A 15,897-nucleotide genomic window follows, 5' to 3' on the forward strand; every position below is an offset into this window, starting at 1 on the left:
CGGGTCAAGCCCGGGGTGACGTGGAATGCTGACGGCGGGACACCTCTTGTACCTCTCACTGCATCCGGCATTTGCAGGAATCCGCACAGATCGCTAAGGCCCGCCGATCATGACCGAAACGCGCGACTATCGATCGACCGTCTTCCTGCCGAAGACCGATTTTCCCATGAAGGCCGGGCTCCCGCAAAAGGAGCCGGGGATTCTCGCGCGGTGGCAGGATGAAGACATTTATGGCCAGTTGCGCGCCGCGCGCGACGGTCGGGAAAAGTTCATCCTTCACGATGGCCCGCCCTATGCCAATGGCGACATGCACATCGGCCATGCGCTGAACCATATCCTCAAAGACATGGTGGTGCGCACCCAGACCCTGCTGGGCAAGGACGCGCCCTATGTGCCCGGCTGGGACTGCCACGGCTTGCCGATCGAGTGGAAGGTCGAGGAAGAATACCGCAAGAAGAAAAAGAACAAGGACGAGGTTCCCCCGAAGGAATTCCGTGCCGAATGCCGCGCCTATGCCCAGAAGTGGGTGGACGTGCAGCGCGAGCAGCTGAAGCGCCTGGGCATCAACGCCGCCTGGGACCGGCCCTACCTGACCATGGATTTCCAGGCCGAAGCGACGATCGTGGGCGAACTTTTGAAGTTCGCCGAATCCGGCCAGCTCTATCGCGGCGCCAAGCCGGTGATGTGGAGCCCGGTGGAAAAGACCGCGCTGGCCGAAGCCGAAGTGGAATACGAGGACATCGTTTCCACCCAGATCGACGTGGCGTTTGAAATCACGGATTCGCCGATCGAAGCGCTCAAGGGTGCCTATGCGGTGATCTGGACGACCACTCCGTGGACGATCCCGGTCAACCAGGCGCTCGCCTATGGGCCCGAGGTGGAATACGTGTTGGTGCAGGCAGGCGACAAGCGCGTGCTGCTCGCCGCGCTGCTCGCCGAGGCGGCAGCCACGCGCTTTGGCTTGACACTCGAAGCCCCGCTGTGGACCGGCAAAGGCGCTGACCTTGCCGGCACCGTCGCCCGCCACCCGATGCACGCGCTGGGCGGCTTCTTTGCCGAGCCGCGCCCGCTGCTCGCCGGCGATTTCGTCACCACCGAATCGGGCACCGGCCTGGTGCACATGGCGCCCGACCATGGCGAGGACGACTTTGAGCTGTGCAAGGCGCACGGGATCGAGCCCAAGTTCGCTGTCACTGCCGATGGCAAGTATCGCGAAGACTGGGGCTGGCTGGCCGGCCAAGGCAGCGTGATCAATCCCAAGTTCAACGCGCCCGATGGCCCGATCTGCGCGGCCTTGGCCGAAGTGGGCGCGCTGATGGCCGCGAGCGCGGACTACAAGCATTCTTATCCCCACTCGTGGCGGTCCAAGGCCAAGGTGATCTTCCGCTGCACGCCGCAGTGGTTCGTGCCGATGGACCAAGCCCGCGAAGGCGGCAGCTTGCGCGAAAAGGCCGTGGCGGCGATCGCGGCCACCCGCTTCGTGCCGGAAAAGGGCCGCAACCGTATCGGCGCCATGGTCGAAGGGCGGCCTGACTGGGTGCTGTCGCGCCAGCGCGCCTGGGGCGTGCCGATCACGCTGTTCGTCAACCGCCAGACCGGCCAGTACCTCGCTGATCCCGCGGTCAACGCCCGGATCATCGCCGGGATCATGGCCGAAGGCGTCGACGCGTGGGACGACGAGCGCGCGCAGGAATACCTCGGCGCCGATTACAGTGCCGACGATTACGAGCGCATCACCGACATTCTCGACGTGTGGTTCGATTCCGGCTCCACCCATGCCTTCGTGCTGGAATCCGGGCGCTGGCCCGAACTGCGCTGGCCGGCCGATCTCTACCTGGAAGGCAGCGACCAGCATCGCGGCTGGTTCCAGTCCTCGCTGCTCGAAAGCTGCGCCACGCGCGGCCGTGCGCCCTATGATGCCGTGCTCACCCACGGCTTCACCATGGACGCCAAGGGCCTCAAGATGTCCAAGTCGCTGGGCAACACGATCAGCCCGCTGGACCTGATGCGCGATTACGGCGCCGATATCCTGCGGCTGTGGGCGCTGTCGGTGGACTTCACCGAGGATCACCGCATCGGCAAGGAAATCCTCGCCGGCGTGGCCGACCAGTATCGCAAGCTGCGCAACACCTATCGCTATCTGCTGGGCGCGCTCGACGGGTTCAGCGAAGACGAGCGCGTGGCACCGCAGGACATGCCCGAACTGGAACGCTACATGCTGGCGCGCCTCGCTGGGCTCGACGCCACCCTGCGCCAGGCCGTGGCGGACTATGACTTCAACACCTATGTCCGCAGCCTGACCGAGTTCTGCAACGAAGACCTGTCGGCGTTCTTCTTCGATATCCGCAAGGACAGCCTCTATTGCGATGCGCCGGCCGATGCCAAGCGCCGCGCCTATCGCACCGTGCTCGACGTGCTGTTCCACGCGCTGGTGCGCTATGGCGCGCCGGTCATGGTCTTCACGGCCGAGGAAGTGTGGCAGAGCCGCTATCCCGGCGCCTCGGTCCACCTGCTGGAATGGCCCGAACTGCCGGCGGCAGAGGCCGACACGGCGCAATGGGAACGCCTGCGCGCGCTGCGCACCAGCGTGAACGAGGCGATCGAGCCGCTGCGCCGCGAAAAGGTGCTGGGTTCGGGCCTGGAAGCCAAGGTCACCGTGCCGGCCGACGCCCCCGAAGCCGAAGGCGGCCTGGCGGAACTGTTCATCAGCGCGACAGTTGCGCGTGGGCAGGAGCTTTCCGTGACCCGAACCGATGACCACAAGTGCGGCCGTTGCTGGCGCCACCTTCCCGAAGTGACCGAAGACGGCGCGCTGTGCGGCCGCTGCGAAAGCGTGGTTGCCGCCATCGACGAGCACGCCGCGTGAGCCTGCTGACGCGCAACCGCCTGGCCGGGTTCGCCCTGGCCCTGGCCACCTTTGCGGTGGACCGGGGGGTGAAGGCGTGGATCGCCGGGCCGCTGGCCCTGCCCGAACAGGGCGCGATCTACATCACCAGCTTTTTCAGCCTGCGCTGGACGCAGAACCTGGGCGTGTCGCTGGGCCTGCTGAGCGCCAGTTCCAGCGAGGGCCGGCTGGCGCTGCTGGCCATGACCGGGCTGATCGCGCTGGGCGTGGCGATCTGGATGCTGCGCGAAAAGGCCATGGGCGAGCTGGCTGGCCTGGCCGTGATCCTGGGCGGGGCGATGGGCAACATCTATGACCGCTTCACCCGTGGCTATGTGATCGACTATGCCGATCTGCATTTCGGTGAGGTTCGGCCCTTCCAGATTTTCAACCTGGCGGACGCGGCAATCACGCTGGGCGTGCTGATCCTGCTTGCCCGTTCGCTGTTTTCGCGCGAAAAGCGCGAGCCGGGCAGCCCCAGCCCAACGGAGATTTAAGTAATGCGCAAAGCCGTCGCCCTTGCCTTTCTCGTTTCGGCCGGGAGCTTTTTGGCTGCGTGCAGCTCCAACAGCTCGCTGTTCAACCGCGTGCGCCCTGACGAATTCGCCGTCAGCCGCCAGGCGCCGCTGGTCGTTCCGCCCGATTTCGCGCTGACCCCGCCCAACCCCGGCGCGCCGCGTCCGCAGGATGTCGATTCGTCGAAGCAGGCGCTCGATGCCCTGTTCGGCGGCCCCGCACCGCGCAGCGCGGTGGAGACCGACACCCTGGGCAAGGCTGGCGCTTCGGCCGTCGGCATCCGCAGCACGGTGGGCGATCCGCAGACCAAGACCGTCGCCAAGGGCGCCCAGGTCAAGGATATCCTCGCCGCGCCGCAGGGCGATGGCGCCGCTGCCCGCGCGTCCATCCCGGGCTGATCGCGCCGCGCCAGGACATGTTTTGCAAAAGGCCCGCCGGCATTCCCGGCGGGCTTTTTCATGCCCCGCCGCGCCGCCGCCCTTGCGGTAAGTGACGCGGGCAGCGGCATTTCCTGACATTGCTTCATGTTACGTTCAGGTAAAATAGGGCCAGAAAGCGCCGCAAGCGGCCCTTGCTGGCTGCAATGATGAAATGTTATATCGTTCCCGAACAAGTGGAACGAACCCGGCGGAGAGGCCGACGAACACCACGCCTGCGTCAGGCGGCGCTGCCAACAGCGCGCCAGCGTGGGTGCATGCAAGGTTTATGGAGGAGATTTCGATGCGTTCCATCCTGATGCTGGGATCAGCGGTCCTGGCTCTGGCCCCTGCTGTGGCCTGGGCCGATGCCCCGTCCCCGGCGGCTGATGCCCCAGCGGCCGACGCGCCTGCCAGCGACGGCGCGGCCGATGGCGGCACGGCGGGCGGCGGCAGCAGCAATGCCATGCCGATCGTGGTCACCGCCACGCCGTTTGGCCACACCATCGATGATACGCCCACGGTTTCTGCGCGCGTCGATGCCGATGCGATCTCGCGCGCCGGCGGTGCCAGCATTGCCGATGCCCTGCGCGATGTGCCCGGCGTATCGTCCACCGGCTTTGCCTCTGGCGCCAGCCGCCCGATCATTCGCGGCATGGACAGCAACCGCGTGCGCCTGCTCGAAGACGGCACGTCCAGTTCCGACGTGTCGGACATCGGCCCCGACCACGGCATTCCCATCGATCCGCTCTCGGCCCGCTCGATCGAAGTGGTGCGCGGCGCGGCCACGCTGCGCTATGGCAGCCAGGCAATCGGCGGCGTGGTCAACACGATCAACAACCGCGTGCCCACCACCCTGCCGACCGAGGCGATCTCGGCCGAAGCCAGCACCAGCTACACCACGGTGAACAAGGGCGTCGAAACCGCAGCGCTGGTCGATGGCAAGGCCGGCCAGCTGGCCCTGCATGCCGACGGGTTCTGGCGCACCACCGACAACTATGACACGCCGCTCGGCACCCAGCAGAACTCCTGGTTCAACGGCTGGGGCGGCTCTGTTGGTGGCTCGTATTTCCTGCCTGGCGACAAGAGCCACGTGGGCCTGGCCGTCACGCACTATGACGCGCGCTACGGCATTCCCAGCGACACCACCTATATCGACATGCGCCAGACCAAGGTGATGACGCGCAACAGCTTTGCGCTGGATTCGGGCCTGCTCAAGACGTTTACGCTCGACGGCAGCTATGGCGATTACCAGCATTCGGAAAAGAACCCGGATGGCTCGATCAACACCACCTTCAAGAACAAGGAATGGAACGGCCGCGGCGAACTGCTGCTCAATGCCATGGGCCCGGTGCGCAACACGGCGCTGGGCGTGGAATACCAGCACCGCGATTTCTCGGCCGTGGGCGAAGACAGCAGCTACCTGAACCCGGCCACCAGCCAGAACATCGCCGGCTACCTGTTCACCGAAATCCAGCTCGCCGATCCGCTCCACGTGGAAGCCAGCGGCCGCGTGGAACACGTGCGCATCACCGGCACCCCGGCCGATGATGCCTTCACCGTGCGCAAGTACACGCCGGTAAGCGGCGCGATCGGCGTGCTCTATACGCCGATCAAGGCAGTCAAGTTCGGGCTCAACTTCTCCAGCACCGGGCGCGCCCCGGCGCTGACCGAACTGTTCGCGCGCGGCGCCCATGATGGCCCGCAGACCTATGAAACCGGCGATCCCAACCTCAAGATCGAGCGCGCCAATTCGCTCGAAGGCAGCCTGCGCGTGCGCCAGGGCGGCTTTGCCTTCACCGGTTCGGTCTATTACACCTGGTACAAGAACTATATCTATGGCGAGCTGACCGGCCGCACCTGCGATGATGATGGCGTGTGCACCGCCAGCCCCGACGGCGAACTGCGCGAGCTGTTCTATCGCCAGCAGGGCGCGAAGTTCCGCGGGCTTGAAGCGGAAATGAGCCAGGAGCTGGTCAAGACCGACGAAGGCACGTTCACCGCCAAGGTGCTGGGCGATTACACCCGCGCAACGCTCGACAACGGCTCCAACGTGCCGCGCATCCCGCCCTACCGCATCGGCGGCGGCTTTGCCTGGGCGGGCAAGACGCTCGATGCCGGGATCATGTTCAGCCACTATGGCCGGCAGGACAAGGCGGGCGATTTCGACACGCCCACCGCTGGCTACAACAACCTCAACATGAATGTCGCGTGGCGCCCGTTCAAGAGCCACCCCGGCATCGAACTGGCGATCGTGGGCCAGAACCTGACCGACGATACCCAGCGCCTGGCCACCGCGCTCAACAAGGATCTGGTGGTCATGCCGGGCCGCTCGGTCCGCTTCGTGATCAAGGCCGCCACGTTCTGATGGCCATGGCGTGCGGTTCTCCATGACAGGAACCGCACGCCATCCTTCATTCAGCGACCGTTGCCGCCGATGCGATCGAAACCGCTGGGCGTGGCATCGCTGCCAAAGCGATAGCTGGACGCGGTAATCGCGCCGCGCAGGTCGTTTTCCGAATAGACGCAGATGCCCGGATCATTTCCGGCCGCACCCACCGCAACCATCAGCGGGATGAGGTGATCGGCCTGCGGATGGCAGATGCGCGCGGCCGGCGCCTTTTCCCATTCCAGCAGCGCCGCCGCGCGTTCGGCCGGCGCCAGATCGATCAGGGCATGGCGCAGCCAGGCATCGAAGGCTGCCGATGGCGCCGCCGCCGCGGCGTTGAACTGGCGCAGGTTGTGATAGCTGAACCCCGACCCGATGATCAGCACGCCTTCGTCGCGCAAGGGCGCCAGGGCGCGGCCCAGCGCCAGGTGCGCCGCGACATCATAGTCGGCGCGCAGCGACAGGCTGAGCACGGGAATATCCGCCTCGGGCCAGATCGGCTGCAGCATCGAGAACGTGCCGTGGTCGAAACCGCGCGTCGGATCGGTGCCCATCGCGATGCCGGCTGCCTTGCCCAGTTCCACCACGCGCCGCGCCAGATCGGGCGCACCGGGCGCGGGATAGCGGATGTGATAGGTGTGTTCGGGAAAGCCGTAATAGTCATAGACCATGCCCGGCTGCGCGGCGGTCGACACGGTGAACTGCGGCTCTTCCCAATGGCCTGAAACCACCAGCACCGCGCGCGGACGGGCAGGCAATTGCGCGGGCAAAGCCTTGAGCGAGGCTTCCAGCCAGGCAAAGCCTTCGCGGAACGGGCCATCGAGCCAGGGCCAGGGGCCGCCGCCGTGCGAGAGAAAGAACACCGGCTGTTGCTGCATGCGAAATCCATCCTTTCCCGTCCTATCTATGGATTGTTGTGGCCAATGACAGCGGCCAAAACCCTGCGCATCTTGTTGGCCCAAGTTGAACGCGCCGCTCCCTTGCGGCAGATGGCCGGATGCAGGGCGCAAAACCGCAGCAAAGGGTGGCACCATGGCCAAACCGTAATGTTTTGATCACGCCCCCGGCAGGGCACACGGGCTAGACCGCTTTTCGACGGTGAGCAGCTTGGACCCGCGACGTGACGGTCCCCTGTTCCGGTTCCGCTTGGGCTGCTCGCCGTCACCCTGCCGCATGGCGCAGACCCCGCTTTCCCGATCCCCGGTTTTCCGGTAGCCGTCGATGCGCACAGGGCCCTTGCCCTTTCCGCGGCATACCATCCAGTACGTCGGAAAACCTCTCGTTTCGGAACATCCCAGGCCGTGTCACGCCCCATCTTCTTCGATCCCACCGGCCAGCGCCGTCGCTGGACCCGCCGCCTGGCCTTTGCCGTATTGGCCATTCTGGTTGGCATGTGCGTGGTCTTTGCCACCACCGTGGCCACGGTTACGCCGCGCGAACCGCTGAACTTTGCCCAGGAACACATGGCGCCGCTGCGCCTCAAGGGTCAGGTCAGCCGCCTGTCGCACCGCCTGGCCGCGCTGCTGGGCCGGCCCGCGACCGTGGTGCCCGCGCGCCAGCAGACCGCGCCGATCACCATCGGGTTCTACCAGGCAGAAAGCGATGAAAGCGCTGGCGCGCTGCAACACCACGTCGGCCAGCTCGATTGGGTTGCGCCCACGCTGATGTCGATCGATCACGCCGGCAACCTGACGGTGACCGACGATGCGCCGATGCGCCGGATCATTACCGGGTCGCTGCACCGCCCGCTGGTGGTGCCGGTCTTGCAGAACGTGCGCGAGAACACCGGCTGGGATGGCGCCGGCACTGCCGCCGTGCTGGCCAACCCGGCGCGCCGCCTGGCCCTGGCCACCGCGATCGATGCCGCGCTCGACAAGTCGGGCGATGCGGGCGTGATGATCGACTTCGAAAATCTGCCGCAGACCGCGCTGGCCGGGCTGCACAAGTTCACCGCCGATCTGCATGCCCGCCTGGCGCCCAAGCACCGCGTGGTGGCGATCACCATGCCGGTGGATGACGAGAACTGGCACCCGCGCGCCTTTGCCGATGTCGCCGACAAGATCGTGCTGATGGCCTACGACGAGCACTGGCAGGGCGGCCAGCCCGGGCCAATCGCCTCGAACGGCTGGTTCCTGGGCCACGTGGCCGACATGATCAAGGGCACCGCGCCGGGCAAGGTCGTCGTCGCGCTGGGCAGCTATGGCTATGACTGGCACGAAGGCCATGCCGATGCGCTGACCATCGAAGAAGCCTGGCTGGCCGCGCACGACAGCGGCACCATGCCGGCGTGGGACAAGGCCAGCGGCAACGTCGGCTTTGCCTATACTGACGATGCCGATACGCAAGATGGCACGCCGGCGGTGCGCCACGATGTGTGGATGCTCGATGCCGCCACCAGCTGGAACCAGATGCTGATGCTGCGCCAGTTGGGCCTCGGCTCGGTGGCGTTGTGGCGGCTGGGTTCGGAAGATCCCGGCTTCTGGGACGTGCTCAAGACCTGGCGCAGTGGCAGCAAGACGCTGCCCGATCTTTCGCGCATCACGCAAAGCAGCAACGTCGACGTGGAAGGCAACGGCGAAATCCTGCGCATCGATGCCACGCCCACGCCCGGCACGCGCACCCTCGCCACCGATCACCGCCTCGGCCTGGTCACCGGCGAACGCTATGATTCGCTGCCCACCCCCTATGTCGTGCGCCGCACCGGCGACCGGCCCAAGCTGGTATCGCTCACGTTCGACGATGGCCCCGATCCGACCTGGACGCCGCAGATCCTGGCGATCCTGGAAAAGTATCACGTGCCCGGCACGTTCTTCGTGATCGGCGAAAACGGCGTGGCCAATCGCGGCCTGCTGCAACGCATGGTGGCCGACGGCGATGAGATCGGCAACCACAGCTATACCCATCCCAACATGGCCAACAGCACGCCGACCGGGATCAAGCTGGAACTCAATGCCACGCAGCGCCTGATCGAGGCCTATACCGGCCGATCCACCCGCCTGTTCCGCGCGCCCTACTTCGGGGACGCCGAACCGACCACGGCCGACGAACTCGATCCCGCGCTGGTCGCGCAGAACCAGGGCTATACCATTGTCGGCCTGCACGCCGATCCGGGCGACTGGATGCGCCGCCCGGCCGACGAGGTGGTGAAGCTGACGGTCGATGCGGTCAACGCGGGCAATGCCGATCGCTCTGCCAACGTGATCCTGCTGCATGATGGCGGTGGCGATCGTTCGCAGACCGTCGCCGCCCTGCCGCGGATCATCCAGCAGTTGCAGGCGCAGGGCTATCGCTTCGTGCCGGTGTCCACCCTCGCGGGGCTCAAGCGGGACGACGTGATGCCGGCGGTCAAGGGCTGGGATCTCATGGCCGTGCGGCTCGATATCGGCATCTTTGCCGTGCTGGCTGCGGCGCTTGCCACGCTCAACTGGACGTTCTTCTTTGCCATTGCGCTGGGCACGCTGCGCGCTGTCGGGCTGACCGGCCTGGCGCTGTTCCCGCAGCGCAAGCTGGACCTGCCCTGGCTCAATCGCACCAAGGACGGCGGGGAAGATTCCACGCCCTATCAGCCGCGCGTGACCGTGATCATCCCGGCCTATAACGAAGAGCGCGTGATCGAGGCCTCGGTACACCGCATCCTGGCGAGCACTTATCCCGCGATCAACGTGATCGTGGCCGATGACGGATCCAAGGACGCGACCAGCGCAATCGTGGCCAAGGCATTCGGCGATGATCCGCGCGTGCAGCTGATGACGCTGGTCAATGGTGGCAAGGCCAGCGCGCTCAACCGCGCGCTCGCCGCCGCCGATGGCGAAATCATCGTCGCGCTCGATGCCGATACCCAGTTCGAACCCGCCACCATCGGCAAGCTGGTGCGCTGGTTCGAAAAGCCGGAAATCGGCGCGGTGGCGGGCAATGCCAAGGTCGGCAACCGGGTGAACCTCGTCACCCGCTGGCAGGCGGTGGAATATGTCACCGCGCAGAACATCGAACGCCGCGCGCTGACCCGGTTCGATGCGATCATGGTAGTGCCCGGTGCTGTCGGCGCCTGGCGCCGCGAAGCACTCAACGATGTAGGCGGCTATCCCGAAGATACCCTGGCCGAAGACCAGGACCTGACCATCGCCATCCAGCGCCACGGCTGGAAGGTGGCCTATGACGAAGACGCCGTGGCCTGGACCGAAGCGCCCGAAACCCTGCGCGCGCTGGGCAAGCAGCGCTTCCGCTGGGCGTTCGGCACGCTGCAATGCCTGTGGAAGCATCGCGCCGTGGTGGCGCAGCAGCGCCCCTCGGGCCTGGCCTTCGTGGGGATTCCGCAGGCCTGGCTGTTCCAGATCGCCTTTGCCATCGCCTCTCCGCTGATCGACCTAGCGCTCGGCATCTCGATCGTCGGCACGATCGTGCGGGTGATCCAGCACGGCTGGGCCCAGACGCAGACCGACGTGCTCCGCATGGGCGCCTATTGGCTGGGCTTCACCATGATCGACCTCGCCTGCGGCCTGGTGGCGTTCCGGCTCGACGTGCGGGAAAAGCGCCTGCCGCCGTTCCTGCTGCTCAGCCAGCGCTTCGTCTATCGCCAGCTGATGTACGGCGTGGTGATCCGCGCGGTCAGCGCCGCCCTGGCGGGCCTGGGCATCGGCTGGGGCAAGCTGGAGCGTACCGGCCGGGTAAGCGCGCCGGAAGGCAAGAAGACCTCCTGACCCGGCAACCGGCCTCCCGCCCTTCCCGTCGCGGCGCGACGAATGGAAGGGCGGGGCGCCTGCGGGCAGGGCCAACTGCCCCGTTTGGCTCGCTGCTGGCGCGCGGCTTTATCGCGGCAGATGCAGCGTCAGCGACAGGCCCCCGCCGGCCGCCTCGCCCAGTTCCAGCCGCCCGCGATGCAGCCGCGCCACGGCATTGACCATCGACAGGCCCAGACCGCCGCCGGGCAGAGTGCGGGCATTGTCGAGCCGCACGAACCGCTCGATCACGCGGGGGCGATCCTCCGGGGCAATGCCCGGCCCATTGTCGGCCACTTCCAGCACGGCCTCCCCCTCTGCCACGCAGGTGCGCAGGGTGATGGCCGTGCCACCATATTTCAGGGCATTGTCGATCGCATTGGCCAGGGCGCGCGAAATCAGCTCGCGGTCGGCCATGATCCAGGCCGGCGCCAGGTCCAGCGTCATGGTCACGCCCGATTGCTCGGCCAGCGGCTCGTAAAGCTCGGCCATGTCGGCCACCACCGTCGCCAGGTCGAGCGAGACGCGCCGATCCTGCGCCGTGCCGCCTTCCAGACGGCTGATTTCCAGCGCGGTTTCCAGCATTGCGCGCAGCCCATCGGCATCGGCGCGCGCGGCCTGCAACGCCTCGATCGCGCCGGGTTCGTCAACGCGGGCCAGCGCCGTGTCGATCGCGGCCGAAAGCCGCGTGACGGGAGAGCGCAGATCGTGCGCCAGCGCGCCCGACACCGCGCCGAGTTCCGCCACCAGGCTGGCGATCCGTTCGGCCATCTGGTTCATCTGCAAGCGCAGGTGGTCAAAGCCATCGCCGCTTTGTCCCTCGGCCAGGCGCATGCCGAAATTGCCGGCGGCCAGTTCCTCGGCTGCCTGGGCGATTTCATGCGTGCGGCTGCTGATCGCCACGCCCAGCACCACCGCGCTCAACAGCGCCAGCGCCACGGCCACGGCAATGGTCAGCCCGATCGCGGCGGCAAAGGCCAGGTTGAAGCGCCGCTCACTGGCGCCCATCAATCCCACGGTCAGCTTGGCCCCATCGGGCAGGGTCGTGGCCAGAACCAGAGCTTCCTGATCCGTGGCGCTATCGCCGCGCCGCACCAGCACCGATTGCGGGCGCGGGCCCGGCGCAATAGCCGGGACGAAATCGATATTGCTGGTCAACGCCGGCGCGCTGCCGCCGGCCAGCGCCACGAAAACACCGGGATCGGCCACGCTGCCGCGTTGATCGCGGATGAAATCATCCAGCGATTCCCGGCCGCCGCTGTAGAACGCAGCGAGCAGATCGTCGCGCACGTCGATCACTTGGTCTTCGCGATCGGCGCGTACGACGTCGAGCATCTGGGTGCGCAGGAAGAAGATCGCCGCCGCGCTCGACAGCAGCTGCAACACGAAGACCGCCGCCACCAGCCGCAGCATGGTGGGCGACAGGCGCCGCTGGTGCATGGCCCGGCCGAACATCGTCACAGCCCGCCTATGTTCGATCTGGGCATCATCGGCCCGGCCACGCTCAGTCGGCCGCCATGCGATAGCCCGCGCCGCGCACGGTGTGGAACAGCGCCTGTTCCTCGCCATCGTCGATCTTGCGACGCAGGCGGCTGATGTGCACGTCGATCACGTTGGTGCCGGGATCGAAATGATAGTCCCACACCGCTTCCAGCAGCATGGTGCGGGTAACCACCTCGCCCTGGTGCAGCAGCATGTATTCGAGCAGGCGGAACTCGCGCGGTTGCAGCGTGATCTTGCGCGTGCCGCGCTTTACCTGGCGGGTCAGCCGGTCGAGTTCCAGATCGGCGCAGCGCAGCACGGTGTCCTGCGCCTTTTGCCGGCCTGTGCCGCGCCGGGTCAGCGCCTGGACCCGCGCCAGCAGTTCGGCAAACGAGAACGGCTTGCCCAGGTAATCGTCTGCCCCGGCGGTCAGGCCCGCCACGCGATCATCGGTGCTGCCCAGCGCCGACAGCACGATCACCGGTGTTTCCACCTCGGCCGCGCGCAGGGCCTTGAGCACGGCGAGGCCATCCATGCCCGGCAGCATGCGATCGAGCACGACCACGTCGAACTGGCTGTCGGTGGCCAGGAACAGCCCGTCCCGGCCGTTTTCAGCGCGGTCCACGGTATAGCCTTCTTCGGCAAAACCGCGCGCGATATAGTCCCCGATCTGGGGATCGTCTTCAACCAGGAGGATGCGTCCGGCCACAAGCCACTTCCATGACAACGAGTTAATCTTGCCCCCACTGCCCGGACAGGGCGTGGGGGCCATGCCATGACCATCATGGCTATTGGCTTTCCCGGTCGCAAGCTGTTTGCCCTAGCCGCCGCCCTGCCCTTGCTGGGAGGCGCGACCATGGCCGCGACCGGGTATTTCGCCGGCTATTTCGATACCCAGGCCATGCACTACCGCCCCGCGCTTGGCCAGCCACGCCAGGATCTGGTGGCGATCTACTTTTCCGGCGACATGGGCCTGCGGCTTGGCGCCGGCTGCCGCACCGTGGCGGCGCTGCGTCGCCAGGGCCTGGCGGTGATGGCAGTGGATTCGCCGGCGCTGTTCCGCCTGACGCGCGATCGCGCCTTTGTCGATGCGCTGGTGGCCGATACCATTCGCGCCGCGCTGGCCCGCAGCCATGCCGCCAAGGTCGCGCTGATCGGCGCGGCGTTTGGCGCGGGCATTCTCGATACCGGGCTGGGCGCCGTGCCGGCCGATCTGCGCAGCCGCATCGCCTCGGTCGTGCTGGTGCAGCCAGGAACGGCGGTCTATTTCCAGGCCAATCCGGGCGGCCTGATCCACCCCGGCGCGCCGGACAGCGACCCGTACCGCACCGTGCGCCTGCTCAACGGGTTGCCGGTGACCTGCATTGCCAAAAGCAGCCAGAACCAGGGCCTGTGCGCGGCCGGCCAGCTTGCCGGGGCCAGCCATGTCGAGCTCGATGCGCTGCGCCCGCGCGGCCCGGCGTACAAGGTCGATATCGCCAGTATCGCCGCCAATGCCGCGCTGTTTCCACCCGGGCCGATGCACTAAATCAGATCAGGCTCTCAATGAGATCAGGGCAGGGACGGACCGACCGGAAGATGGCCCGGCATGGGCTGCATCGTGCCCGGCACCGCGCCGCCCGGGCCCATCGTCGCCGGCGCGCCGCCGATGGCGCCGCTATAGCCATAGCCCTGCTGCATGAACGGCCCCATCGCGCCGCGGGTGGCACCCAGCGTCGGCCCGACCTGGCCAGGTTGGTCCGGGCCGGGATCGGGCGATTGCGCGGCCAGCCGCTCGCGATCGGTGGTCGCGGCCGGCGGCAGCACCGGATCGGGATCGCTGGTGTCGTGGCCAGCGCTGCCGGTGGCCGGCGGCACGATGATCACCGGCGGCGTGGCCGCGGCCAGCGCATCGGCCTGGCCCTGCCCCGGCACTGCCGTGGCGCTGGCCTTGTTGGCCGATCCGGCTGATACGCGGCTGGCAGATCCTGCCGCGGCCGCCGGTGCCGACGATGCCGCTGCCACCAGGGCGGGCGCACCCGCCGCCTGGCCGGCAACGGCGGCCTGGTCTGCCGCCTGATTCTGAAATGGGGAGCCGAAGATCGCCATCGCGGCAACGCTCGCTGCCACGGCACCGATGCCGGTGCCGCCCAGCATCAACAGCGCGCCGCGCCAGGCTGTGAGACGCGCCGCGATCGGGCGCTTTCCGCCCTGGTCGGTGCCGCCAACCACGCGCAGCGGAACCACCTGCGCGCCGGCGCGCATGGGGGCAATCGCCACGCTGGCTGCGCTGTCATACCCCGGCATCGCCAGTTGCGGGCGCAAGGGCACGTCCCGCAGGATGCGTGCGGTCAGCCCAGGGGGCAGCGCCGGCGCTTCGTGCAGGCCGAGAATTTGGTCGAGCGCCGCGTCGGCAGGCGACGCATCGGCATGGCGCAAGGGGGCCGCTGACAAGCCTGCCGCCTGATCCCGGCCCGGATCGGCGATGCGAGGCTGCTGGTCGGTCACGCGCGGGGGCCTGCGCCCGTAGCAAAAGCGTGGCCGGCCGGTGAATTGGCAAAGTCGGCCGCGCCGGCAAAGGCCACATCGCGGCAGGTAATGTCACGCGCTTCAAGCAGTTCACGCATCTGCCGCCTCGCCCTGAACAACAGCGACTCCATCGCCTTGATATTAAGATCAAGCACCTGTGCCGCAAGTGCATTGGAGAAGTTCTCGTAATAGCACAAGACCAAGGCAGCCCGATAGCGTTCAGGCAGATCGGCAAGCGCCGCCGCCACCTGGGCACAGGCCTGGCGCTGTTCGATCAGGCGATCGGCCAGCGGCGCCTGGTCGGCGCAATCGGGCACCTCGTCGGTCACCACCACGCGAAAGCGCCGCTTGCGATCGAAACACAGGTTCATCGCCACGCGATGCAGCCATCCGACCAGGCCAGCGCCGGTCGGCTGCCAGCGCGGCGCGTTCTGCCACATGCGGGCAAAGCAATCCTGCACCACGTCCTCGGCATCGTGGCCATCGCCCAGCATGCGGGCGGCCACGCGATAGAGCGCGGCGGCATGGCGTTCGACCAACACGGCAAAGGATGCCTGGCAACCCTCGCCCACGCGTCGCATCAGCGCCACGTCGTCGCGCAGGGCCAGGCCCCGCCCATCGCGGGGCGGCTCCGGCTCGGCAACAGGCAGCGCTCGGGGCGAAAGCGCCCCGGCAGTGCCATGTCGATGATCGATGACTGATCCAGCCGGATGAAGACCGCCAGGATCTTCGACCGGGGAAAGGGGCTCGCCCTGCAAGTCACCGCAAAAGGTCATGCGGTCCACCCGTCGCGCACGATGGTTGCTCCGTCCATTCCCTTGTCCCACAGCCCTGCTGGCGGGTTTTGTCTGAACGGCAAATTTACAGTCACGGAAATTGTCTGAACATTTCTTCATCTTCGCTTGCGACGGATAGTGGTTACGGCGCATTTCAGGCACTGGTAAAGCCGGCCTGCCCCGGATATGAAGCCCGCCATGTTGCCACCGG

The 15,897-nt window shown here is 67.0% G+C and carries 11 protein-coding genes; 6 read left to right on the forward strand and 5 right to left on the reverse strand.

Going from position 1 to position 15,897, the window contains the following annotated elements; translation table 11 throughout:
- Positions 1-109 precede the first annotated feature (109 nt).
- The 4 genes from ileS to FHW97_RS14025 all read left to right on the forward strand — a co-directional run bounded on the left by ileS (position 110) and on the right by FHW97_RS14025 (position 6,184).
- Entirely contained in the window at positions 110-2,866 is a 2,757-nt protein-coding gene (gene ileS, locus FHW97_RS14010; protein ID WP_168351944.1) for an isoleucine--tRNA ligase, read from the forward strand.
- Positions 2,863-3,381, forward strand: coding sequence for a signal peptidase II (gene lspA, locus FHW97_RS14015; RefSeq protein ID WP_022676780.1), 519 nt, complete (start codon positions 2,863-2,865; stop codon positions 3,379-3,381). Before ileS ends, lspA begins: the two co-directional genes overlap by 4 nt.
- Before the next feature lie 3 nt (positions 3,382-3,384).
- Entirely contained in the window at positions 3,385-3,798 is a 414-nt protein-coding gene (locus FHW97_RS14020; RefSeq protein WP_022676779.1) for a DUF3035 domain-containing protein, read from the forward strand.
- 322 nt (positions 3,799-4,120) lie between these two features.
- On the forward strand, positions 4,121-6,184 hold the full coding sequence (locus FHW97_RS14025) for a TonB-dependent receptor (protein WP_168351945.1): 2,064 nt from the start codon (positions 4,121-4,123) through the stop codon (positions 6,182-6,184).
- 50 nt (positions 6,185-6,234) lie between these two features.
- Here the strand turns inward: FHW97_RS14025 and FHW97_RS14030 are convergent, their stop codons facing one another.
- Positions 6,235-7,083 carry a class III extradiol ring-cleavage dioxygenase gene (locus FHW97_RS14030; RefSeq protein ID WP_168351946.1) on the reverse strand — a complete coding sequence of 283 codons (849 nt, stop codon included), beginning with the start codon at positions 7,081-7,083 and terminating at the stop codon, positions 6,235-6,237.
- Between the two features lie 423 nt (positions 7,084-7,506).
- On the opposite strand from FHW97_RS14030, the gene FHW97_RS14035 reads away from it, so the two are divergent.
- Complete coding sequence (locus tag FHW97_RS14035) at positions 7,507-10,902, forward strand: glycosyltransferase (RefSeq protein ID WP_168351947.1); 3,396 nt, start codon at positions 7,507-7,509, stop codon at positions 10,900-10,902.
- 108 nt (positions 10,903-11,010) lie between these two features.
- Here the strand turns inward: FHW97_RS14035 and FHW97_RS14040 are convergent, their stop codons facing one another.
- On the reverse strand, positions 11,011-12,375 hold the full coding sequence (locus tag FHW97_RS14040) for a HAMP domain-containing sensor histidine kinase (RefSeq protein WP_253941789.1): 1,365 nt from the start codon (positions 12,373-12,375) through the stop codon (positions 11,011-11,013).
- Positions 12,376-12,424: 49 nt separating this feature from the next.
- Positions 12,425-13,111 carry a response regulator transcription factor gene (locus FHW97_RS14045; protein ID WP_022676774.1) on the reverse strand — a complete coding sequence of 229 codons (687 nt, stop codon included), beginning with the start codon at positions 13,109-13,111 and terminating at the stop codon, positions 12,425-12,427.
- A gap of 66 nt (positions 13,112-13,177) precedes the next feature.
- On the opposite strand from FHW97_RS14045, the gene FHW97_RS14050 reads away from it, so the two are divergent.
- Positions 13,178-13,930 (forward strand): virulence factor, encoded by a 753-nt coding sequence (locus FHW97_RS14050; RefSeq protein ID WP_253941790.1) that lies wholly within the window; start codon positions 13,178-13,180, stop codon positions 13,928-13,930.
- 23 nt (positions 13,931-13,953) lie between these two features.
- Here FHW97_RS14050 and FHW97_RS14055 read toward each other — a convergent pair whose 3' ends face one another.
- Both FHW97_RS14055 and FHW97_RS14060 read right to left on the reverse strand, forming a co-directional pair.
- Entirely contained in the window at positions 13,954-14,889 is a 936-nt protein-coding gene (locus FHW97_RS14055; protein ID WP_168351948.1) for a hypothetical protein, read from the reverse strand.
- Positions 14,886-15,686 (reverse strand): RNA polymerase sigma factor, encoded by an 801-nt coding sequence (locus FHW97_RS14060; RefSeq protein WP_253941791.1) that lies wholly within the window; start codon positions 15,684-15,686, stop codon positions 14,886-14,888. Before FHW97_RS14060 ends, FHW97_RS14055 begins: the two co-directional genes overlap by 4 nt.
- Positions 15,687-15,897 lie beyond the last annotated feature (211 nt).

Source organism: Novosphingobium sp. SG754 (genome assembly GCF_013149315.1).
Classification (GTDB): domain Bacteria; phylum Pseudomonadota; class Alphaproteobacteria; order Sphingomonadales; family Sphingomonadaceae; genus Novosphingobium; species Novosphingobium capsulatum.

Bases quoted from the DNA above. Each gene is read 5' to 3' on its own strand.
- ileS (WP_168351944.1), top strand. From the start codon at position 110: ATGACCGAAACGCGCGACTATCGATCGACCGTCTTCCTGCCGAAGACC.
- FHW97_RS14020 (WP_022676779.1), top strand. From the start codon at position 3,385: ATGCGCAAAGCCGTCGCCCTTGCCTTTCTCGTTTCGGCCGGGAGCTTT.
- FHW97_RS14025 (WP_168351945.1), top strand. From the start codon at position 4,121: ATGCGTTCCATCCTGATGCTGGGATCAGCGGTCCTGGCTCTGGCCCCT.
- FHW97_RS14030 (WP_168351946.1), bottom strand. From the start codon at position 7,083: ATGCAGCAACAGCCGGTGTTCTTTCTCTCGCACGGCGGCGGCCCCTGG.
- FHW97_RS14040 (WP_253941789.1), bottom strand. From the start codon at position 12,375: ATGTTCGGCCGGGCCATGCACCAGCGGCGCCTGTCGCCCACCATGCTG.
- FHW97_RS14050 (WP_253941790.1), top strand. From the start codon at position 13,178: ATGACCATCATGGCTATTGGCTTTCCCGGTCGCAAGCTGTTTGCCCTA.
- FHW97_RS14060 (WP_253941791.1), bottom strand. From the start codon at position 15,686: ATGACCTTTTGCGGTGACTTGCAGGGCGAGCCCCTTTCCCCGGTCGAA.